This is a genomic window from Pseudomonas cavernae (genome assembly GCF_003595175.1).
Classification (GTDB): Bacteria; Pseudomonadota; Gammaproteobacteria; order Pseudomonadales; family Pseudomonadaceae; genus Aquipseudomonas; species Aquipseudomonas cavernae.
Window position 1 is genome coordinate 783,948 of the sequence record NZ_CP032419.1, and the last position, 21,187, is coordinate 805,134.

The 21,187-nt window shown below is 67.7% G+C and carries 18 protein-coding genes; 6 read left to right on the top strand and 12 right to left on the bottom strand.

All coding sequences use genetic code 11. The annotated features are described in order from the left end of the window. The first annotated feature begins 134 nt into the window (after positions 1-134). Positions 135-1,196 carry an NAD(P)H-dependent flavin oxidoreductase gene (locus tag D3880_RS03650; protein WP_119892170.1) on the top strand — a complete coding sequence of 354 codons (1,062 nt, stop codon included), beginning with the start codon at positions 135-137 and terminating at the stop codon, positions 1,194-1,196. A 358-nt stretch (positions 1,197-1,554) separates the two neighbouring features. Here D3880_RS03650 and D3880_RS03655 read toward each other — a convergent pair whose 3' ends face one another. Further along, the gene (locus D3880_RS03655) at positions 1,555-1,827 is read right to left on the bottom strand and encodes an Ada metal-binding domain-containing protein (protein ID WP_119892171.1); all 273 of its coding nucleotides are present in this window, start codon (positions 1,825-1,827) and stop codon (positions 1,555-1,557) included. After that, complete coding sequence (gene ada, locus D3880_RS03660) at positions 1,824-2,897, bottom strand: bifunctional DNA-binding transcriptional regulator/O6-methylguanine-DNA methyltransferase Ada (RefSeq protein ID WP_119892172.1); 1,074 nt, start codon at positions 2,895-2,897, stop codon at positions 1,824-1,826. Before ada ends, D3880_RS03655 begins: the two co-directional genes overlap by 4 nt. Before the next feature lie 323 nt (positions 2,898-3,220). On the opposite strand from ada, the gene D3880_RS03665 reads away from it, so the two are divergent. After that, positions 3,221-4,420 carry an acyl-CoA dehydrogenase family protein gene (locus tag D3880_RS03665; RefSeq protein ID WP_119892173.1) on the top strand — a complete coding sequence of 400 codons (1,200 nt, stop codon included), beginning with the start codon at positions 3,221-3,223 and terminating at the stop codon, positions 4,418-4,420. A 10-nt stretch (positions 4,421-4,430) separates the two neighbouring features. Further along, entirely contained in the window at positions 4,431-5,555 is a 1,125-nt protein-coding gene (locus D3880_RS03670; RefSeq protein WP_119892174.1) for an acyl-CoA dehydrogenase family protein, read from the top strand. Between the two features lie 221 nt (positions 5,556-5,776). On the opposite strand, the gene D3880_RS03675 is transcribed toward D3880_RS03670, so the two are convergent. Beyond that, entirely contained in the window at positions 5,777-6,685 is a 909-nt protein-coding gene (locus D3880_RS03675) for a LysR family transcriptional regulator (protein ID WP_119892175.1), read from the bottom strand. Positions 6,686-6,780: 95 nt separating this feature from the next. Between D3880_RS03675 and D3880_RS03680 the strand changes: the two genes are divergently transcribed. The 3 genes from D3880_RS03680 to ycaC all read left to right on the top strand — a co-directional run bounded on the left by D3880_RS03680 (position 6,781) and on the right by ycaC (position 9,128). Beyond that, positions 6,781-7,647 carry a pirin family protein gene (locus D3880_RS03680; protein WP_119892176.1) on the top strand — a complete coding sequence of 289 codons (867 nt, stop codon included), beginning with the start codon at positions 6,781-6,783 and terminating at the stop codon, positions 7,645-7,647. Positions 7,648-7,754: 107 nt separating this feature from the next. Further along, positions 7,755-8,444 carry a hydrolase gene (locus D3880_RS03685; RefSeq protein WP_119892177.1) on the top strand — a complete coding sequence of 230 codons (690 nt, stop codon included), beginning with the start codon at positions 7,755-7,757 and terminating at the stop codon, positions 8,442-8,444. A gap of 57 nt (positions 8,445-8,501) precedes the next feature. Next, the gene (gene ycaC / locus D3880_RS03690) at positions 8,502-9,128 is read left to right on the top strand and encodes an isochorismate family cysteine hydrolase YcaC (RefSeq protein ID WP_119892178.1); all 627 of its coding nucleotides are present in this window, start codon (positions 8,502-8,504) and stop codon (positions 9,126-9,128) included. Positions 9,129-9,387: 259 nt separating this feature from the next. On the opposite strand, the gene D3880_RS03695 is transcribed toward ycaC, so the two are convergent. The 9 genes from D3880_RS03695 to D3880_RS03740 form a co-directional block, all read right to left on the bottom strand. Further along, a complete protein-coding gene (locus D3880_RS03695; RefSeq protein ID WP_119892179.1) occupies positions 9,388-11,721 on the bottom strand; it encodes an FdhF/YdeP family oxidoreductase in 2,334 nt (777 codons plus the stop codon). Further along, the gene (fdhD, locus tag D3880_RS03700) at positions 11,718-12,551 is read right to left on the bottom strand and encodes a formate dehydrogenase accessory sulfurtransferase FdhD (RefSeq protein WP_119892180.1); all 834 of its coding nucleotides are present in this window, start codon (positions 12,549-12,551) and stop codon (positions 11,718-11,720) included. The genes D3880_RS03695 and fdhD overlap by 4 nt, the downstream gene beginning before the upstream one ends. A gap of 93 nt (positions 12,552-12,644) precedes the next feature. Then, positions 12,645-13,538: a LysR family transcriptional regulator gene (locus tag D3880_RS03705; RefSeq protein ID WP_119892181.1), complete on the bottom strand. Its 894-nt coding sequence runs from the start codon at positions 13,536-13,538 to the stop codon at positions 12,645-12,647. A gap of 395 nt (positions 13,539-13,933) precedes the next feature. Further along, positions 13,934-15,085 (bottom strand): acyl-CoA dehydrogenase family protein, encoded by a 1,152-nt coding sequence (locus tag D3880_RS03715; protein WP_119892183.1) that lies wholly within the window; start codon positions 15,083-15,085, stop codon positions 13,934-13,936. 96 nt (positions 15,086-15,181) lie between these two features. Further along, positions 15,182-16,153, bottom strand: a complete 972-nt coding sequence (locus tag D3880_RS03720) for an IS110 family RNA-guided transposase (protein WP_119891558.1) — start codon at positions 16,151-16,153, stop codon at positions 15,182-15,184. Positions 16,154-16,490: 337 nt separating this feature from the next. Beyond that, positions 16,491-17,579 carry an enoyl-CoA hydratase/isomerase family protein gene (locus tag D3880_RS03725; RefSeq protein ID WP_119892184.1) on the bottom strand — a complete coding sequence of 363 codons (1,089 nt, stop codon included), beginning with the start codon at positions 17,577-17,579 and terminating at the stop codon, positions 16,491-16,493. 2 nt (positions 17,580-17,581) lie between these two features. Further along, positions 17,582-18,472 (bottom strand): 3-hydroxyisobutyrate dehydrogenase, encoded by an 891-nt coding sequence (mmsB, locus tag D3880_RS03730; protein ID WP_119892185.1) that lies wholly within the window; start codon positions 18,470-18,472, stop codon positions 17,582-17,584. A gap of 134 nt (positions 18,473-18,606) precedes the next feature. Next, positions 18,607-19,380: an enoyl-CoA hydratase gene (locus tag D3880_RS03735; protein ID WP_119892186.1), complete on the bottom strand. Its 774-nt coding sequence runs from the start codon at positions 19,378-19,380 to the stop codon at positions 18,607-18,609. Positions 19,381-19,580: 200 nt separating this feature from the next. Beyond that, the gene (locus D3880_RS03740) at positions 19,581-21,104 is read right to left on the bottom strand and encodes a CoA-acylating methylmalonate-semialdehyde dehydrogenase (protein WP_119892187.1); all 1,524 of its coding nucleotides are present in this window, start codon (positions 21,102-21,104) and stop codon (positions 19,581-19,583) included. Positions 21,105-21,187 lie beyond the last annotated feature (83 nt).

Consider the following 21,187-nt stretch of genomic DNA (forward strand, 5'->3'; position numbering starts at 1 on the left):
CACGAGTCGGTAGGGTGGAAAACCGCAAAGCCGGTGGCTGGATAAAGCGCCATCCACCCTACGGCTATCGGCGCATGGTGGCGGCTCGGCGCATTTGCGATAGTGCCGATCCCATCGTCGCAAGGAGCTCCCCGATGAGCACAACCGCCTGCCGTTTGCTCGGCATCCAACACCCGATCATCCAGGCGCCGATGGCCGGCGTCTCCACCCCACGGCTGGCGGCGGCGGTGTCCAATGCCGGCGGCCTGGGTTCGCTGGGCATCGGCGCCAGCACGGTGGCGCAGGTCCGCGCGCTGATCGCGGAAACCCGCGCGCTGACCGCCCAGCCGTTCAACCTCAACCTGTTCTGCCACCGCCCGGCACAGGCCGACCCGGCGCGCGAGGCCGCCTGGCTGGCGCACCTGCGGCCGTGGTTCGGCGAGTTCGGCGCCAGCCCGCCGGCGAGCCTGCACGAGCCCTATCCGAGCTTCGTCAACGACGCGGCGATGCTCGAACTGCTGCTGGCCGAGCGCCCGGCGGTGGTCAGCTTCCACTTCGGCCTGCCCGATGCGGAGGTCATCGCGGCCCTCAAGGCGGCCGGCATCGTGCTGATGGCCAGTGCCACCAGCCTGGAGGAGGCGGCTCAGGTCGAGCAGGCCGGCATCGACTTGCTGATCGCCCAGGGCGTCGAGGCCGGTGGCCATCGCGGCGTGTTTGCGCCCGAGCGCGGCGACGCCGGCATCGGCACCCTGGCGCTGGTGCGGCTGTTCGCCCAGCAGGCGCGGCTGCCGCTGATCGCCGCCGGTGGCATCATGGACGGCGCCGGTATCGCCGCCGCCCTGGCGCTGGGGGCGAGCGCCGCGCAGCTGGGCACCGCCTTCATTCTCTGCCCGGAATCTTCCGCCAACGCCGCCTACCGGGAGGCGCTGCACAGCCCGCGCGCGCAGCACACGGCGATCACCGCGGCGATCTCCGGACGGCCGGCGCGAGGCCTGGTCAACCGCATGCACACGGAGGTCGACGGGCCCGGCGCGCCGCCACTGCCCGATTATCCGATTGCCTATGACGCCGGCAAGGCCCTGCACGCCGCCGCCAGCGCCCAGGGCAACCACGAATTCGCCGCCCACTGGGCCGGCCAGGGCGCCCCGCTGTCCCGCGCGCTGCCGGCCGCCGAGCTGATGAGTGTACTGGTCGAGGAGTGGCGGCAGAGCCGCTGAAGGCCTGCTCACAGGCAGACTCGGATACCCCCCTTTCCCACGTGTAGGAGAGGGGCCGGGGGAGAGGGCGGATGGCAACTCGCCCTCTCCCCAGCCCTCTCCCGTAAACGGGAGAGGGGGCGGTTTGCGGCTGCTGGATGTGTCGGGTTGGGTGCCTGACAGGCCGAAGAAGCTGCGACCGAGCGGTGCGCGTTCGGTAGGAGCGAACTCATTCGCGACACGCTGCTATGGTGGGCGAGCCCTGCTCGCCACCTTTGATCCCCTCTCCCTGCGGGAGAGGGCTAGGGAGAGGGGCGGGCGTTCGGTTGGCGAGGTGTGCCTACCCGGACATGAGTCACGGCGCCAGCCCCCGACGCGCCTAATCCATGTCCCCAAGATCAGCCTTCCAACGCTTATAGGCCTCGGGCAAACAGCGCGCGCAGGGTCGATAACCGGCGGCGCAGGCGCTCACTTCGTCGAGAAAGAACACCCGATTACGCCGCAGGTCGTGGCCCTTGGCGATCAGGCGCAGCGCCACCGGGCAATCGAGGCGGCCATAGATGTGGCTGCGGCGATGGCCGCCGAGGCTGCCCGGCCGGTCACTGAGGAACGGCTGGCCGTCGGCGCCGAGCAGCGTCCACTGCCGGCTCATGCCGGCGTCTCACGCTCGAGCAGCGTGCGCTTGCGCTCCACCCCCCAGCGATAACCGGACAAGGCGCCGTCGCTGCGCACCACCCGATGGCAGGGAATCGCCACCGCCAGGTGGTTGGCGCCGCAGGCCTGGGCCACCGCGCGCACCGCCTTGGGCGCGCCGATGCGCGCGGCGATCTCGGCGTAGCTGGCCGTGCTGCCCAGCGGAATCTCCCGCAGCGCCTGCCAGACCCGTTGTTGGAAGGCGGTGCCGCGCACGTCCAGCGGCAGGTCGAGGCCCAGCGCCGGCGCCTCGATGAAACCGACCACCCGCGCGACCAGTTGCTCGAAGTCAGGCTCGCCGCCGATCAGATCGGCCCGCGGGAACTGGTCCTGCAGCTCACGCAGCAGCGCCTCCGGATCGTCGCCGAGGAGGATGGCGCATACCCCGCGTTCGCTCTGCGCCACCAGGATCGCGCCAAGCGAGCACTGGCCGATGGCGAAGCGGATCGCGGTGTCGACGCCGCCGGCGCGGTAGCTGCTGGGGGTCATCCCCAGCAGGCGGTCGGCGGCCTCGTAGAAGCGACTGTTGGAGTTGAAGCCGGCGTCGTACAGCGCCTCGGTGACCGAGCCGGCGTGGCCCAGGCGCTCGCGCACCTGGCGGGCGCGGTGGGCGCTGGCGTAGGCCTTGGGCGTCAGTCCGGTGACGGCCTTGAACACCCGATGGAAATGGTGCGGGCTGAGGCCGGCGGACGTGGCCAGCTGCCGCAGACCGGGCAGGTCGTCGGCCGTCTCGATCTGCCGGCAGGCGGCGGCGACCAGCGCCGCATGCTGCGCCGCGACGCTGACCTGATCGGCGGCGGCGCGCTTGCTCGGCCGATAGCCGGCGGCTTCGGCCTGGGCGGCGCTGGCGAAGAACTCGACGTTCTCCGGCCGTGGCCGGCGCGACGGGCTGCTCGGCCGGCAATACACCCCGGTGGTCTTCACCGCGTAGACGAACTGGCCGTCGGCCGCCGGGTCGCGGGCCAGCACGGCGGCCCAGCGCGGGTCGCGCTCGGTGGCGCTGGGCGGGAGTTGCTTGGCTGTCTTCATCGGGCTTCACCCTGGCGATCGTTCAGGTTGCCGCAAGGTTAGGCCGGCTGTCACCCCGGCGCACTCCGAGTCTTGCGCTCAAATTCGCCGCTGCGAAGCGCGGCACAGGGGCTGTTAGTTCAAACGAACGACGTTCATTGGACCGACGCACCCGCGTGGGCTAGCGTGCTTCAATCCGGGCTCCACTCGGCGGCAGTTCCGGCGCCGTGACAACGCTGTGATTCACCCACATGGGCAACGCTGCCCGTGTGTGGTGGTGCTCAACAACGGCAGTATCGAACGCTGAGCCCGCAAGGGCAGTTCGCTTAGCTGAAAGGTGTTCTATGAACCTCAACGAAAGCCCAGAAGACAAGACCTTCCGCCAGGAAGTGCGCGAGTTCGTCGCCGCCAACCTGCCGAGCGACATTAGCGGTAGGGTGCTGGCCTTCAAGCATCCGTCCAAGGACGACAGCTGCCGCTGGCAGAAAATCCTTGCCGAGCGCGGCTGGGGCGCGCCGGGCTGGCCGAAGCAGTTCGGCGGCTGTGGCTGGAACGCCAGCCAGAAGAACACCTTCGAGGAAGAGGTGTACAAGGCCGGCGCACCGCGGCAGATGCCGTTCGGCCTGGCGATGGTTGGCCCGGTGATCCAGAAGTTCGGCACTGTGCAGCAGCAGGATTACTTCCTCCCGCGCATCATCCGCCAGGACGACAACTGGTGTCAGGGCTACTCAGAGCCAGGCGCCGGTTCCGACCTCGCCTCGCTGAAAACCCGTGCCGAGCGCGACGGCGACGACTACCTCGTCAACGGCCAGAAGATCTGGACCTCGTTCGCCCACTGGGCCAACTGGATCTTCTGCCTGGTGCGCACCAACAGCGAAGGCCGCCAGCAGGAAGGCATCTCCTTCCTGCTGATCGACATGGCCAGCCCCGGCATCACCGTACGGCCGATCAAGACCCTGGATGGCGGCGTCGACGTCAACGAAGTGTTCTTCGACAACGTCCGCGTGCCGGTCAGCAACCTGGTCGGTGAAGAGAACAAGGGCTGGACCATCGCCAAGTTCCTGCTCGGCAACGAGCGCACCAGCATCGCCGGCGTCGGCAGCTGCAAGCGCTTCCTGACCCAGCTCAAGGAAATCGCCGGCAAAACGCTCAAGCACGGCAAGCCGATGCTCGAGGACCGCGTGTTCCGCGAGAAGATCGTGCGTGTCGAAATGGAACTGCACGCCCATGACTGGTCCCTGCAGCGCCTGCTCAGCCAACTGGCCAGCAACAGCCGTGGCGTCGGCATCGAGCCGTCGATCCTGAAGATCCGTGGTTCGGAAATCCAGCAGACCCTCACCGAGCTGATGATGGAATGCGCCGGCCCGTACGCCGTGCCGTTCGTGCCGCACGCCATGGACGGGGGTTTCGACGGTGAGACCGCCAACGGCGAACTGCTCAATGCCATGGCGCCGCACTACCTGGACTACCGCAAGATCTCCATCTACGGCGGCTCCAACGAAGTGCAGCGCAACATCATCGCCAAAATGACCATCGGTCTGTGAGGAAAACGGCATGGACTTCTCGTTGAACGACGAACAACAAATGCTGGCCGAAATGGTCGGCCGCTTCATCGAACGCGAATACGACTTCGAAAAACGGCGCAAGCTGGCCGACAGCGCCCAGGGCTGGTCGCAGGACAACTGGAATGCGCTGGCCGAGACCGGCCTGCTGGCCCTCAACGTGCCGGAAGACTTCGGCGGGCTGAACGCCTCGCCGGCGGAAAACCTGCTGGTGATGGAAGGCTTCGGCCGCGGCCTGCTGCTCGAGCCCTACCTGCCCACCGCCGTGGTCGGCGCCAGCCTGATCGGCAAACTCGGCAGCGCCGCCCAGCAGGCCGAGCTGCTGCCGGAACTGGCCGTCGGCAACCTGCGTGTGGCCCTCGCCGCGCTGGAGCCGCAAGCCCGCTTCGACCTGAACGACGTGGCCACCAGCGCCAAGGCGCAGGGTGACGGTTATGTGCTGAACGGCCAGAAAGCCGTCGTACTGCATGCCGACAGCGCGCAGAAACTGATCGTTTCCGCGCGCACCTCCGGCAGCCAGTTCGACAAGGCCGGCATCAGCCTGTTCCTGGTCAACACCCAGGTGGTCGGCGTCAGCCTGCGCACCTTCGCGGCGCTGGATGGCCAGCGCGTCTCCGAAGTGCAACTGGACAATGCGCCGGCCACCTTGCTCGGCCAGTTGGATGGCGGCTACGCCGACCTCGAGTGGGCGGTCGACCGCGCCATCTTCGCGCTGTGCGCCGAGGCCGTCGGGGTGATGGACAAGCTGACCGCTCTGACCATCGAATACCTGCAGACCCGCAAGCAGTTCGGCGTCGCCATCGGCAGCTTCCAGGCCCTGCAGCACAAGGCCGCGGACATGCTCGGCGCCGTCGAGCAGGCACGTTCGATCACCTACTTCGCCGCCGCCAACCTGGACAGCGAAGACCCGGTGCAGCGCCGTAAGGCGGTGTCTTCGGCCAAGGCATTGATCGGTCGCAGCGGCCGCCTGGTCAGCCAGACCGCCATCCAGCTGCACGGCGGCATGGGCATGACCGACGAGCTGTCTTGCGGCTGGTATGCCAAGCGCCTGCTGTGCATCGACATGAGCTGGGGCGACGCCGACCACCACGTCGAGCTGTACAGCGACGTGATGTAAGCCCGGACGGCGGCGCGGTTCTCGCGCCGCCGCTCCAGCGTTGTCTGCGGCGGGCCTTGGTGCCCGCCGTTTTTTTTGCCTGCGAGTGCATGGCCTGCGAGGCGGGACGGTTTGGTAGGTTGGGTTGAGCGAAGCGATACTCAACATCCCCGCCGTTGGGTATCGCCGCTGCGCGGTTCAACCCAACCTACGACCCGCGTTCACGCCCTACGGCTTGCGGCTCAGGAGATATCGCTGCGGGCGAATTCCTCGCCGAGGAAGTCCAGCAATGTGCGCACCGACGGCAGCAAGCCACGGCGCGAGGTGAACACCGCGTGGACGATGCCGGTGCGTGGCGCCCACTGCGGGATGATCTCGACCAGGCTGCCGGCTTCCAGGCTGGCGCGCGCCACCACTTCCGGCAGATGCACCACGCCGACCCCGGCCCGCGCCGCCTGGCAGAGGGCGACCAGGTCGTCGGTGACCAGCCGCGGCGTGTAGCGCACGGCGGCCTGCGCACCGTTGGGGCCGTGCAATTCCCAGGCATATTCGCGTTTCGCCGAGCCCCAGTGCAGGCTCGGCAGGTCGCTCAGATCCGCCGGCGTCAGCGGCCCGGGCCGCGCGGCGAGCAACTCCGGGCTGGCCACCAGGCACTGGCTGCTGTCGCCGAGCACCTTCATGACCAGGTCGCTGCTCTCCAGGGGCGGGAAGCGGATGCGCAGGGCGATGTCGATGCCTTCCTGGATCAGGTCGACCTGGCGGTTGGTGCTCTCCACCTGCAGGCTGATGCGCGGGTACTGGACCAGGAAGCGCGCCAGCATCGGCCCGACCCAGAAATTCAGCAGCGCGGTCGGGCAGCTCAGGCGCACCAGGCCCTGCGGCTCCGAGCGCGTGCGCTCGATCACCTCGCGGGCGGCCTCCGCCTCCACCAGCATGGCCAGGCAGTGGCGATGGTACTCCTGGCCCAGTTCGGTGACCGAGAAGTGCCGCGTCGAGCGCTGCAGCAGGCGCACGCCGAGGCGCTCCTCGAGCAGGGCGATGCGCCGGCTGAGCTTGGATTTCGGCGTGTTGAGCGCGCGTCCGGCGGGGGCGAAGCCGCCGTGTTCGACCACTTGGGCGAAGTAGTAGAGGTCGTTGAGGTCTTCCATCAGTGTTCTCCAAATAGAACTCTGCAGGCAATTTAGCCGATCTACCGGCCGCAGCGTTGCAGTTCTATCGTGTCTCCATCCACTACAGGAGGCACCCCATGAAGAAGATCCAAGGCATCTACAGCAGCCCCCGGCCGCACTGGGTGGGCGACGGTTTTCCGGTGCGCTCGCTGTTTTCCTACGACAGCCTCGGCTCGCACATCAGCCCGTTCCTGCTGCTCGACTATGCCGGGCCGCACGAGTTCGCCCCGGCGCAGCGGCCGCGTGGCGTCGGCCAGCACCCGCACCGCGGTTTCGAGACGGTGACCATCGTCTACCAGGGCGAACTGGAGCACCGCGACTCCACCGGCAGCGGCGGCAAGATCGGCCCCGGCGACGTGCAATGGATGACCGCCGCCGGCGGCATCCTCCACGAGGAGTTCCACTCCGAGGCCTTCACCCGCAGCGGTGGCACCCTGGAGATGGTCCAGCTGTGGGTCAACCTGCCGGCCCGCGACAAGCTCGCCGCGCCCGGCTACCAGACCCTCCTCGACGCCGACATCCCGCAGCTGGCGCTGCCCGATGAGGCCGGCAGCCTGCGTTTGATCGCCGGTGCCTACGGCGGCAACCAGGGCCCGGCGCAGACCTTCACGGCGATGGACGTGTGGGACATCCGTCTCAAGCGCGACAAGCCGGTGACCCTGCCGGTCGTCGCCGGCCGCAGCACGGCGCTGGTGGTGCTGCGTGGCAGCGTGCAGGTGAACGGCGAGCAGTTGGTGCGCGAGGCGCAACTGGTGCTGTTCGAGCGCGCCGGTGACGAACTGCAGCTGGAGGCCAATGGCGACGCCACAGTACTGCTGCTCAGCGGCGAGCCGATCGACGAACCGGTGGTCGGCTACGGCCCCTTCGTGATGAACAGCCAGGCGGAGATCGACCAGGCGATCAGCGATTTCCAGTCTGGTCGCTTCGGACGAATGGCCGGCTGAACGTCACATGCCGGACTCGGCCACCGCCTAGTCTGGATGCTTACCCGCGCAGGGAAGTGCGGGTTTCCCAACAGGCCGGAGCCGGCCTTTCAGTAGAGGACGTGGATATGAACAATTTCGCACAAGTGGCCAACTTCAACGGCAAGACCCCGAAGATCGATCCCAATAACGCCGCGATGCTGCTGATCGACCATCAGAGCGGCCTGTTCCAGACGGTCAAGGACATGCCGATGACCGAGCTGCGCGCCAACGCCATCACCCTGGCGAAGATTGCCAGCCTGGCAAAGATCCCGGTGATCACCACCGCCTCGGTGCCGCAGGGGCCGAACGGCCCGCTGATCCCCGAGATCCACGAGGCCGCGCCGCATGCCCAGTACGTGGCGCGCAAGGGCGAGATCAACGCTTGGGACAACCCGGAATTTGTCGCTGCGGTGGAGAAGACCGGCCGCAAGCAACTGATCATCGCCGGCACCATCACCAGCGTGTGCATGGCCTTCCCGAGCATCGCCGCGGTGAACGCCGGCTACCAGGTGTTCGCGGTGATCGACGCCTCCGGCACCTACTCGAAGATGGCCCAGGAAATCACCCTGGCGCGAATTGTCCAGGCCGGCGTGGTGCCCATGGACACGGCATCCGTCTGCTCCGAGGTCCAACAGACCTGGAACCGCCCGGACGCTGCCCAGTGGGCCGAGGCCTACAGTGCCGTCTTCCCGCACTACCAGCTGCTGATCGAGAGCTACATCAAGGCTCAGGCGGTGGTGAACAACCACGAGCAACTGGACTCCCAGCGCAAGTGACCCATGCGCCGTGCGCCGTCCGGCGCACGGCTTTCCCCTGAAGCAAGGAGATCCATCATGGCAACTCCCTACAAGCGTCTCGACAAGAACAACGCCGCCGTCCTCCTGGTCGATCACCAGACCGGCCTGCTGTCGCTGGTACGCGATATCGAACCGGACAAGTTCAAGAACAACGTGCTGGCGGTGGCTGACCTGGCCAAGTACTTCAAGCTGCCGACCATCCTCACCACCAGCTTCGAGAGCGGCCCCAACGGCCCGCTGGTGCCGGAGCTCAAGGCCGCCTTCCCGGAGGCGCCGTACATCGCCCGCCCCGGGCAGATCAATGCCTGGGACAACGAGGACTTCGTCAAGGCGGTGAAGGCCACCGGCAAGAAGCAGCTGATCATCGCCGGGGTGGTCACCGAGGTGTGCGTGGCCTTCCCGGCGCTGTCGGCGATCGAGGCGGGTTACGAGGTGTTCGTGGTCACCGACGCCTCCGGCACCTTCAACGAACTCACCCGCCACTCGGCCTGGGACCGCATGTCCGCCGCCGGCGCACAGCTGATGACCTGGTTCGGCCTGGCCTGCGAGCTGCACCGCGACTGGCGCAACGACATCGAAGGGCTGGGCACGCTGTTCTCCAACCACATCCCCGACTACCGCAACCTGATCACCAGCTACACCACCCTGACCGCCGGCAAGTAAGCGCCGGACCACACCACGCCGGCCCCGGAGCAGTCCGCGGCCGGCGTTGGGTCGTGTGGGACGTAGGGTGGACAACCGCGCAGCGTTGTCCACCAGCGGCGGTGGATGTGCAAAGCGACATCCACCCTACGGCTGTGAGGGCGGTATCTCGTGGCGCTTGTAGGATGGGTTGAGCTTGCGATACCCATGCTGCCGTGGGGCATCGCGATGGGTCTCGCTGCGCTCAATCCATCCTACGGGGCTGGTGCTGGCTGAGCGCTTACCCCTGCGCGAGTCGAATCGCGGCGTCGCCGCGGCTGGCCGCCAGCTTGATGGCGATGAACTTCGAGGTCGGCGTGTGACTGCCGGCGCCGATGCTGTCCAGCGGCACCAGTGGGTTGGTTTCCGGGTAGTAGGCGGCCGCCTGCCCCGGCGGGATGTCGAAGGCCAGCAGGGTGAAGCCCTGTACCCGGCGTTCGACGCCATCGTTCCACAGCGACAACAGATCGACCTTCTGCCCCGGTTCATAGCCCAGGCGGCGGATGTCCGCTTCGTTGACGAACAGCACCCGGCGCTGGCCCTTGACCCCGCGGTAGCGGTCGTCGAGGCCGTAGATGGTGGTGTTGTACTGGTCGTGGGAGCGCAGGCTCTGCAGGATCAGGTCCGGCTGCTCGCCGCTCTGCCGCACCTTGGCGTGCAGCAAGCTGGCCGGCAGGGCGTTGGCCATGAAGCGCGCCTTGCCGCCGGCGGTATTCCACTGCCGCGCGCCGGCCGAGTTGCCCAGATAGAAACCGCCGGGATGCTGCAGGCGCCGGTTGAAATCTTCGAAGCCGGGCAGGGTATCGGCGATCAGCTCGCGGATGCGCGCGTAGTCGGCGATCAGCGCGTCCCAGTCGACCGGGCGGTTACCGAGGGTGGCCTTGGCGATGCCGGCGACTATGGCCGGCTCCGAACGCATCAGCGCGGACAGGGGCTCGAGCTGGCCATGGGAGGCGTGGATCATGCTGAACGAGTCTTCCACCGTCACCGCCTGCGGGCCGCCGGCCTGCCGGTCGATGTCGGTACGCCCGAGGCAGGGCAGGATCAGCGCGTCGGCGCCGCAGGTCAGGTGGCTGCGGTTGAGCTTGGTGCTGATCTGCACGGTCAGCGCGCAGTTCTCCAGGGCCTGATGGGTGCGCGGGCTGTCCGGGGTGGCCTGGGCGAAGTTGCCGCCGAGGCCGATGAACACTTTCGCCTGGCCCTCGAGCATGGCGTTGATCGCTTCCACCGTGTTGTGGCCGTGCAGGCGTGGCACCTGGAACTGGAAGCGCCGCTCCAGCGCATCCAGCAGCGCCGCCGGTGGCCGCTCGTTGATGCCCATGGTGCGGTCGCCCTGCACGTTGCTGTGACCGCGCACCGGGCACAGGCCGGCGCCTGGGCGGCCGAGGTTGCCGCGCAGCAGCTGCAGGTTGCTGATCTCCTGGATGGTCGCCACCGAATGATGGTGCTGGGTGATGCCCATGGCCCAGCAGATGATCACCCGTTCGGCGTTGCGGTAGAGGCGCGCGGCCTGCTCGATCTCGGCCAGGCTGAGGCCGGATTGCTTGACCAGTGAATCCCAGGAGCTGGCGTCCAGTGCGGTCAGGTAGGCGTCGAGGCCGTCGGTATGCGCGGCGATGAAGGCCTGATCGAACACCGCCGGCGCACCGCTGGCCTCGGCCTCGCGTTGCCACTGCCACAGGAACTTGGCGATGCCGCGCAGGGCGGCCATGTCGCCGCCCAGGGCCGGGCGGAAGAACGCGGTGTTCAGCGGCGCGGAGCCGTTGCTGAGCATCTCCAGGGCATGCTGCGGGTGCTGGAAACGCTCCAGGCCGCGCTCCTTCAGCGGGTTGAAGCAGACCACCTGGGCGCCGCGTTTGACCGCCTCGCGCAGCGGCTCGAGCATGCGCGGGTGGTTGGTGCCGGGGTTCTGGCCGAGCACGAAGATGGCGTCGGCGTGCGCGAAGTCGGCGAAGGTCACCGTGCCCTTGCCGACCCCCACGCTCTCGCCGAGGGCCACGCCGCTGGCCTCGTGGCACATGTTCGAGCAGTCGGGGAAGTTGTTGGTGCCATAGGCGCGGACGAACAGCTGGTAGAGGAACGCCGCCTCGTTGCTGGCCCGCCCGGAGGTGTAGAACTCGGCCTGGTGCGGGCTTTCCAGGGCGTGCAGATGCTTGGCGATCAGGGCGAAGGCGGCGTCCCAGGCGACCGGCACGTAGTGGTCGCTGGCGCGGTCGTAGCGCATGGGCTCGGTCAGGCGGCCCTGGTACTCCAGCCAGTAATCGCTCTGCTCGCGCAGCTGGCTGACGCTGTAGCGGGCGAAGAAGGCGGCATCGACGCGGCGCTTGGTGGCTTCCCAGTTCACCGCCTTGGCGCCGTTCTCGCAGAACTTGATGTGGCCGTCTTCCGGCGAGTCGCCCCAGGCGCAGCCGGGGCAGTCGAAGCCGCCGTGCTGGTTGGTCTGCAGCAGGGCGCGCAGGTTCTTGAACGGCTGCTTACTGTCCAGCCAGGCGTGCGTCACGCTGCGCAGCGCACCCCAGCCGGCGGCGGCGCCCTTGTAGGGTTTGTAGCGCGGTTGTTCGGCTTGCAGGCTCATGGCAGGCTCTCGTGCGACTGCGGCGCCGGGCTGTAGACCCGCGGCGCGCTGTGGTGGGGCAGGTGGATCAGGTTGAGGCCGTGCTGGCGCGCCCATTGCACGCTCAGCGCGGTCGGCGCGGAGAGGCTGACCAGGGTGGTGAAGCCGGCCCGCAGCGCCTTGTGGATCAGCTCCAGGCTGCAGCGGCTGGTGACCACGGCGAAACCGCTGCGGCAGTCCAGGCCCTGGCGCTGCAGGGCGCCGATCAGCTTGTCGAGGGCGTTGTGGCGGCCGATGTCCTCGCGGCACAGGCGGATCTCACCCTGCTCATCGACGAACAGTGCGGCGTGCACGGCGCCGCTCTGCTGGGCGAGGTGCTGGGCCTGGCCGATGCGCTGGCGCAGGCCCTGCAACTGCGCCGCCGGCGGCAGCGGGCCGGGTTGCAGCGCGGCGAGTTGCGGCAGCGCCTGCTGCAGCGACTCGACGCCGCACAGGCCGCAGCCGCTGCTGCCGGCCAGCTGCCGGCGCTGCTGCTTGAGCGCCCAGAAGGCGCGGCTGCTGATCTGCAGTTCGGCGTGGCGGGCAGTGCCGCTGCCACTCAGCTTCAGGTCATAGATATCGTCGATGGAGGCCGCCAGGCCATTGCCGAGGCTGAAGCCGATGGCGAAGTCTTCCAGGGCGCTGGGCGAGACCATCATCACCGCCTGGTTGATGCCGTTGTAACTGAGCGCCAGCGCACACTCCTCGGCCAGCAGGGCGGTGGCCGCCGGGGCCGGGCTGGCGAGTTCGGCGTAGGCATAGCCGCTGGGTGGCAGCGGACTGGCGGGGCACAGGGAAAGAGGGCGCGACATGGGCTGAACCCCTGCGACAGATTGACTCGGCCAGCCTAAGCCCATGGGCGGCGGGCGTCTAATCAGTCGTGCCGATGCTCTGATCGAGCCGCTCTATCGCTCCTGCTCTTCCAGCAGCGTGCGCGCCGCCGCGAAGCAGGCTTCACCGAGGGCCGAACGCGGCGCGCTGCGGCGCAGGATCAGGCCCAGTGGTGCGAGGGTGCGCGCGTCCTCGATGGGCAGCAGGCGCAGGTGCTCGGTGAGCGCATCCAGCCCGCTGTTGAGCGGCATCACCGCGCAGCACAGGCCGGCGTTGACCGCCTGCAACAGGCTATGCACGGCGTCGCTTTCCAGCAGCGGGCTGGGGCTCAGGCCACGGCTGCGAAAGCCGTGGTCGATCGACTGGCGAAAGTGCATGCCGCTCGACAGCAGGCCCAGCGGCAGCTTTTCCAGTTCTTCCCAACTGAACGTCGCTTGTTCGAAGCCGAAGTGGCGGCGGTCATACAGCAGGCCCATGCGCGTGTCGGCCAGTTCCAGGCAGTCGAACTGGCTGCGGTCGAGCGGTTCGAGGTAGCCGAGGCCGAGGTCGAGCTGGTTGCGCGCCAGGCGTTCGAGGATCTGCTCGCTGCTCAAGGCGAACAGCTGGAAGCGCAGGTGCGGGTGCGCGTGGGCGAACAGGCCGAGCAGGCGCATCGGGTCGAAGCCGGCGAGCGGCACCAGGCCCAGGCGCAGGCTGCCGACCAGTTGGCCGCGACAGGCCGACGCCTCGGCGTACAGGCCGTCGTGGGCGGCCAGCAGGCTGCGCGCCCAGGCCAGGATGCGCTCGCCCTCGGCGGTGAAGCCCTCGAAGCGCTGGCCGCGGCGCACCAGTGCCAGGCCCAGTTCCTCCTCCAGATTTTTCAGGCGCATCGACAGGGTCGGCTGGGTCACATGGCAGCGCGCCGCCGCCTGGCCGAAGTGGCGGGTTTCATCCAGGGCGATGAGAAACTTCAGTTGCTTGATGTCCATGGGGCACCTGCTCGACGGGGCGCCAGTTTAAGGCCGGGGCACCCGGCGAGAGCAAGGCTTTGGCAGCCTGCCCGGCTTCGTGCTTAGAACCTGTCTCGGATCTGCTGCGCGTCGGCGATACGGCGTTAAAAACAGCCTCAGAATGCTCATTTACAACTCGTAAACTGCGCTTCTTCGGCTGTTTGACTCGCTCCGCTCGCCCTACGGGCCAGCCTGCGGCTGTTACTCCGCTTCGCTGCGTTGCGCCTTGTCTCGCTCTAGCTCGCGAGATCCGAAACAGGCTCTTACAGATGGGTAGGATGGGTTGAGCGCAGCGATACCCATCGCGATGCCCCAAGGCCGCATGGGTATCGCAAGCTCAACCCATCCTACGGGCCTCAACCCAACCTACGGGGTTACAGCGGGTAGTGGGCCAGCTCGCGGGCGATCAGCAGGCGCTGGATTTCGCTGGAGCCCTCGTAGATCTGGGTGATGCGCGCGTCGCGGTAGTAGCGCTCCATCGGGTAGTCCTCCAGATAGCCGTAGCCGCCGTGGATCTGCACGGCGCTGGAACACACCTGCTCGGCCATCTCCGAGGCGAACAGCTTGGCCTGCGAGGCTTCCGACAGACAGGGCAGGCCGGCAGTCTTCAGACGTGCGGCATGCAGGACCAGCAGCCGAGTGGCGTTCAGGCGCGTGTGCATGTCGGCGAGCAGGTTGGAGACGCTCTGGTGTTCGCTGATCGGCTTGCCGAACTGCACCCGCTCGCGGGCGTAGACCAGTGCCGCCTCGAACGCCGCGCGGGCGATGCCGAGGGCCTGGGCGGCGATGCCGATGCGCCCGCCTTCGAGGTTGGACAGGGCGATGGCCAGGCCCTTGCCGCGCTCGCCGAGCAGGTTGGCCGCGGGGATGCTGCAGTTGTTCAGGCTCACCGCGCAGGTGTCGGAGGCGCGGATGCCCAGTTTGTGTTCCTGGCGGTCGACGACGAAACCGGGGTTGTCGGTGGGCACCAGGAAGGCCGACAGGCCCTTCTTGCCCAGCTCCGGGTCGGTGACGGCGAAGACGATGGCCAGCTTGGCGCGCTTGCCGTTGGTGACGAACTGCTTGGCGCCGTTGAGCAGCCATTGGCCGTCCTGCAACTCGGCGCGGGTGCGCAGGTTGTGCGCTTCCGAGCCGGCCTGCGGTTCGGTCAGGCAGAAGCAGCCGATGGCCTGGCCGCTGGCCAGGCTCGGCAGCCATTCTTCCTTCTGTGCCTGGGTGCCGTAGCGCAGGATCGGCCCGCAGCCGACCGAGTTGTGCACGCTCATCATCGCGCCGGTCGCGCCGTCGCCGGCGGCGATCTCTTCCACCGCCAGGGCGTAGGCGACGTAGTCGACGTAGGAGCCGCCCCATTGCTCCGGCACCACCATGCCGAGCAGGCCCAGCTCGCCTATCTGCGCCACCAGGCCGTCGTCGATCCAGCCGGCTTTCTCCATGGCCTGGGCCTTGGGGGCGATCTCGCGGCGGGCGAACTCGCGGGCCATGTCGCGGATCATGCGTTGTTCTTCGCTTAGTTCGAGGTCATGCATGGGTCTCTCTCTTGTGCTGTGGCGTTGCTCAGGATTGCCGCTGGCTATGTCCCGCTTACGTATTAGGCATGGTTTTTGTGGATACCGTCTTGTCACTCAGTGGGCAAGGGCCAGGCGAGCATCAAAGGGTTGGCCCGACTTGAGTACGCCATAGGCGATGTGCAGCAGTTTGCGCATCGCCGCGCAGACGATCTGCTTGCCGGCTTTGCCGCGGGCTCGCAGGCGCTGTGCCAGGGCTTTGATGGCCGGATTGTGGGTCAGCGAGACGACCGCCGGCATGTACAGGCCGGTGCGCAGACGAGCCGAGCCCACGCGGGAGATGCGCACGTGGCCCTTGTGCTGGCCCGACTCCTGCAGCTTCGGGTTCAACCCGGCGAACGCGGTGATCGCCCGGGCATTCTTGAACTGTAGCGGATCGCCCAGCTCCGCCAGGAGCAAGGCGGCCGTCTGCTCGCCGATGCCATCGATGCTGACCAGCAGATCGCGCTTACCGCGCAGGCCCGGATCGTCATCGATGTGTGCCCGGATGGCCTGCAGGGTCTCGGCAATCTGCTGCTCGACATGCTCCAGCACCGAACGGATCGAATCCTGCACGCTGGCATCGGCGACATCCAGGCGATTGCGCTCCATCTGCTCGATCTCCTTGAGGTCCTGCAGACGCCGCACCAACGCGCGCAGGCGGCGTATCGCCGGTGGCTCAGGCTGCCAGGCGCGTAACTCATCCACGTGCCGCTGGCCGTAGCTGGCCATCAGCTTGGCGTCGACCTGGTCCGTCTTGACCCGCTGCAGCTGGCTCCGGGCGTAGCTGGCAAGCTGCGCGGGATTCATCACACAGACCCGGTAGCCCAGGCCGTGCAGGTGCTCGGCCAGCGCTTCGTGATAGGTGCCGGTGGCCTCCATCACGAGCCAGGCACCCGGCTCGGCGTACTGCTGCAGCCACTCCTGTAGTACCTGGAAACCGGCGGCGCTGTTGGCCAACTTGGCCTTAGTGCGGTACTTACCGTTGGTTTGCAGGGTGGCGATGTCGAAACTGTGCTTGGCGATGTCGATGCCGACGATGCTGGACATGAAGACTCCTCAGCTAATCCATTCAGGATGATCATCACTGCACCCGGCCCTACCTTGTGAATGCGAGCTCTCACCTGTCGTGGGCCCTAGATACCGTTCGGACTGTTCGAGTGAGTGTGGAGGGCTGGAGCTCTATCTACAAAGCTGGCTCAAGGCCTTAGGGTGGGTACGACTTCCAGGCCCTCCCCCGATGATCAGTCGGGGACTATCCCCCTCACGGGACGATAGTCGAGATACAAGGGTGGGTTAGCCGCGTAGCGGCGTAACCCACCAGCGGTGCCGCCCTGTACAGCGGTGTCCAACAGGGCTGGCGGGTTACGCCTTCGGCTAACCCACCCTACGCGCTGCGCTGGGACTTGCCGCTGGCCGCCTGGAAGCCGCTAAAGAAGTCGTTCACGCGCTCGGCGTCGAGTTGCGCCAGGGTCGGCGGATTCCAGCGCGGCGTCTTGTCCTTGTCGATCAGCAGCGCGCGCACGCCTTCGATGATGTCGCCCTTGGCGAACCACTGACGATCGAGGTGCAGTTCCAGTTCAAAACAGTCGCTCAAGGGCAGCTGGCGGCCGCGGCGCAGCAGTTCCAGGGTCACGCTCATGGCCAACGGCGAGCGGCTGTCCAGCAGCTTGGCGGTCTGCGCGGCCCAGTCCTGGAACTCCGGGCGGGTTTCCGCCAGCAGCGCGGCGCGAATCGCCGGCAGATCGGCCTGGGCGAAGTGCGCGTCGATGGCCGGCTGCAGGGCCTTGAGCTCGGCGCCCGGCAATTGGTTGCTGGCCAGGGTGGCGAGCAGGGTGCGCAGGGATTCCTGCGGGTGGGTGGTCCAGCTCAGCTGGTCGAGGCAGCGGTCGAACTCGGCGAGCAGTTCGCTGGGCAGGCACCAGTCGGCCAGCCGCGCATGCAGCGCATCGGCGGCGCGGATCTGCACGCCGGTGATGCCCAGGTACAGGCCCAGCTCGCCGGGCAGACGCGAGAGGAAGTAGCTGCCGCCGACATCCGGGAAGTAGCCGATGCCGGTCTCCGGCATGCCCATCCGTACCCGCTCGGTGACCACCCGCAGCGCGGCGCCCTGGGCCAGGCCCATGCCGCCGCCGAGGACGAAGCCGTCCATCAGCGCGACCAGGGGTTTCGGGTAGGCGTGGATGTTCTGGTCGAGGGCGTATTCCTCCTCGAAGAACACCGTGTGCAGATCGTCGCCGGCGCGGAAGCTGTCGTGCAGTGCGCGGATGTCGCCGCCGGCGCAGAAGGCCTTCTCGCCGCTGGCGCGCAGCACCACGGCGACGACCGTCGGGTCCACTGCCCAGGCGCGCAGTTGCTGGCTGAGGGCGCGGATCATCGGCAGGGTCAGGGCGTTCAGGCCGTCCGGCCGGTTCAGCGTCAGGTGGCCGATGCGGTTGCGCACCGTCGCCAGGACGGTGGCTGCGGACTCGCTCATGCTCAGCCCTCCTGACGGTACAGCTTGATGATGGCGGAGAAGTCCAGGCCGCCATGGCCCTGCTGGCTGAAGCTCTGGTACAGCTGCTGCGCCGTGGCGCCGAGCAGCACCGGCTGACGCGCCTGCTTGGCCGCTTCGGTGGCCAGACCAAGATCCTTGAGCATCAGATCGGTGCCGAAACCGCCGCTGTAGCCGCGCGCGGCGGGCACGTTGTCCATCACCTCGGGGAAGGGGTTGTAGCTGTCCGAGCTCCAGCAACGGCCGCTGGAGGTGTTGATCACCCCGGCCAGCACGCTGGCGTCCATGCCCAGGGCCACGCCCAGGGCCATGGCTTCGGCGACGCCGATCATCGAGATGCCCAGCAGCATGTTGTTGGCGACCTTGGCCACCTGGCCGTTGCCGGCGCCGCCGCAGTGGACGATGTTCTTGCCCATGGCGGCGAGGATCGGCTGGGCGTGGTCGAAGTCGGCCGCCTCGCCGCCGACCATGAAGGTCAGGGTGCCGGCCGCCGCGCCGCCGGTGCCACCGGAGACCGGGGCATCGAGCATCGGGTTGCCGCGGGCCACGGCGGCCTTGGCCACTTCGCGGGCGCTCATTGGGTCGATGGTCGAGGAGTCGATCAGCAACACGCCGGGCTGGACGTTGGCCAGCAGGCCGTCTTCGCCGAGATAGACGCCCTTCACGTGAGCGGCGGCCGGCAGCATGGTGATGATCAGCGCGACGTCGGTCTTGGCCAGCGCGGCAGGGGAGGCGGCGGCCGTGGCGCCGGCTTCGACCAGTCCGGACACGGCGGTGGCGGAGAGGTCGAACACGGTCAGCGCGTGGCCGGCCTTGAGCAGGTTGCGGGCCATGGGTGCACCCATGTTGCCGAGACCGAGAAAACCGATATGCATGATGGAATCCTTATTGGTGGGCTACGGGGGCCAGGCAGTCACGTAAGGTGGAAAACCGCGCAGCGTTTTCCACCATCGTGGTGGTGGATGTGCACAGCGACATCCACCCTACGGCCTGCGCTCCGACAAACCGCCTAGCGATGCTTGAACTGCGCCGGGCGCTTCTCGACGAAGGCGGCCATGCCTTCCTTCTGGTCGGCGGTGGCGAACACCGCGTGGAAGATCCGCCGCTCGAAGCGCAGGCCCTCGCTGAGGCTGCCCTCTAAGGCGCGGTTGACGCTTTCCTTGACCATCATGGTCGCCGGCAGGGATTTCGCGGCGATGCCCTGGGCGGCCTTGAGGGTTTCCTCGAGCAGTTGCTCGACCGGGATGACGCGGGCGACCAGGCCGGCGCGCTCGGCTTCCGCGGCGTCCATCTGCCGCCCGGTCAGGCACATCTCCATGGCCTTGGACTTGCCCAGGGCACGGGTCAGGCGCTGGGTGCCGCCAAGCGCCGGCAGCACGCCGAGGGTCAGTTCCGGCAGGCCGAAGCGGGCGTTGTCGGCGGCGTAGATGAAGTCGCACATCAGCGCCAGCTCGCAACCGCCGCCCAGGGCGTAGCCGGCCACCGCGGCGATCAGCGGCTTGCGGCGGTTGGCGATGCGGTCGGCGGCGGCGAAGAAGTCGTCGAGGTAGATCTGCGGAAAACTCAGCTCGGCCATTTCCTTGATGTCGGCGCCGGCTGCGAAGGCCTTAGGCGAGCCGGCGAGGACGATGCAGCCGATATGCGGATCGGCTTCCAGGCGATCCAGCGCCTGATTCAATTCGGCGATCAGCTGGCTGTTCAGGGCGTTGAGCGCCTTGGGGCGGTTCAGGGTGATCAGGCCGACGCGTCCCTGGATGTCCAGGAGCAGGGTTTCAAATTCCATGGTGCAAACTCCAGAAAAAGCTAGGTGCAAGTCAGGTGGTGCATGGTCTGGCATAGGGTGGGTTAGCCGAAGGCGTAACCCACCGACCGGCCGTCAGGCCGGCAATCGCGGTGCTCGATGACGCCGGTGGTGGGTTACGCCGCTGCGCGGCTAACCCACCCTACGGAAACACTCGTCTAGCGGGCTCCTCAGCCCGGCCATCACTTGAGGTTGATGGTGGTGTTCACCGGGCCGCCGACTTCGCTCTCGTCGAACCAGCGCTCGGTGACGGTCTTGGTCTGGGTGTAGAACTGCACCACCTGCTTGCCGTACGGGCCGAGGTCGCCGAGCTTGGAGGCGCGCGAGCCGGTGAAGGAGAACATCGGCACCGGCACCGGGATCGGCACGTTGATGCCCACCTGGCCGACGTCGATCTCTTCCTGGAAGTGCCGGGCGGCGGCGCCGGAGCGGGTGAAGAGCGCGGTGCCGTTGCCGTTCGGGTTGGCGTTGATCAGCTCGATGGCTTCGTCCAGGGTCGCGGCGTGCAGCACGCACAGTACCGGGCCGAAGATTTCTTCCTGGTAGATGCTCATCTGCGGGGTGACGCCGGAGAAGATGGTCGGGCCGACGAAATTGCCCTTGGCGTAGCCGGCGACCTGCGGCTGGCGGCCGTCCAGCACCAGCTGCGCGCCTTCGCCGACGCCGCGCTCGATCAGGCTGCTGACGCGGTCCAGCGCCGCGCAGGAGACCAGCGGGCCGACATCGGTGCCCGGCTCGACGCCGGCGCTGACCTTCAGGCTCTTGGCCTTGTCGACCAGCTCCGGCAGCCAGTTCTGTGCCTCGCCCACCAGGATCGCCACCGACAGTGCCATGCAGCGCTGGCCGGCCGCGCCGAACGCGGCGCCGGCGAGGTTGTTGAGGGTCTGCTCCTTGTGCGCGTCGGGCAGGATGATCGCGTGGTTCTTCGCCCCCATCATGCACTGCACGCGCTTGCCGTTGAACGAGGCGCGGTTGTAGACGTGGGTGCCGACCTTGGTCGAGCCGACGAAGGACACCGCCTTGATGTCCGGGTGATCGCAGATCAGGTTGACCGCCTCGGCGCCGCCGTGGATGACGTTGAGCACGCCGGCCGGCACCCCGGCTTCCAGCGCCAGTTCGGCCAGGCGCATGGTCACCATCGGGTCCTGCTCGGACGGCTTGAGGACGAAGGTGTTGCCGGTGGCGATGGCCATCGGGAACATCCACAGCGGGATCATCGCCGGGAAGTTGAACGGGGTGATGCCAGCGCACACGCCCAGCGGTTGCAGCAGGGTGTAGGTGTCGACGCCGCCGGCGACGTTGTTGGCCAGCTCGCCGAGCTGCAGGTTGCCGATCGCGGCCGCGTGTTCGACCACTTCCAGGCCACGGAACACGTCGCCCTCGGCGTCCGCCAGGGTCTTGCCCTGCTCGGCGGTGAGGATCGCCGCCAGTTCCTTCATGTTCTCGCGGATCAGCTGTTGGTACTTGAGGAAGATCCGCGCGCGCGCGCCGATCGGCGTCTTGCGCCAGGTCTTGAAGGCTTCCTTGGCGCTGGCCACGGCGGCGTGCATTTCCTCGACTGTGGCGAACGGCACGCGGGCGAGCACTTCCTGGGTGGCCGGGTTGATCACTTCGCGCCATTCGCGGCTGGCGGACTCGACCAGCTGGCCGCCGATCAGCAGCTTGACGGTGGGCACGGCGGTTTGGGTGTTGGCTTGCGCAGTCATTGGGGCTCCGGCCTTTCGAGGCGGTTGCTGAGGGCGGTCTCGTTCAGACCCGTGTTTCGATCCTAGCAGTGCGTTTTTGCTGG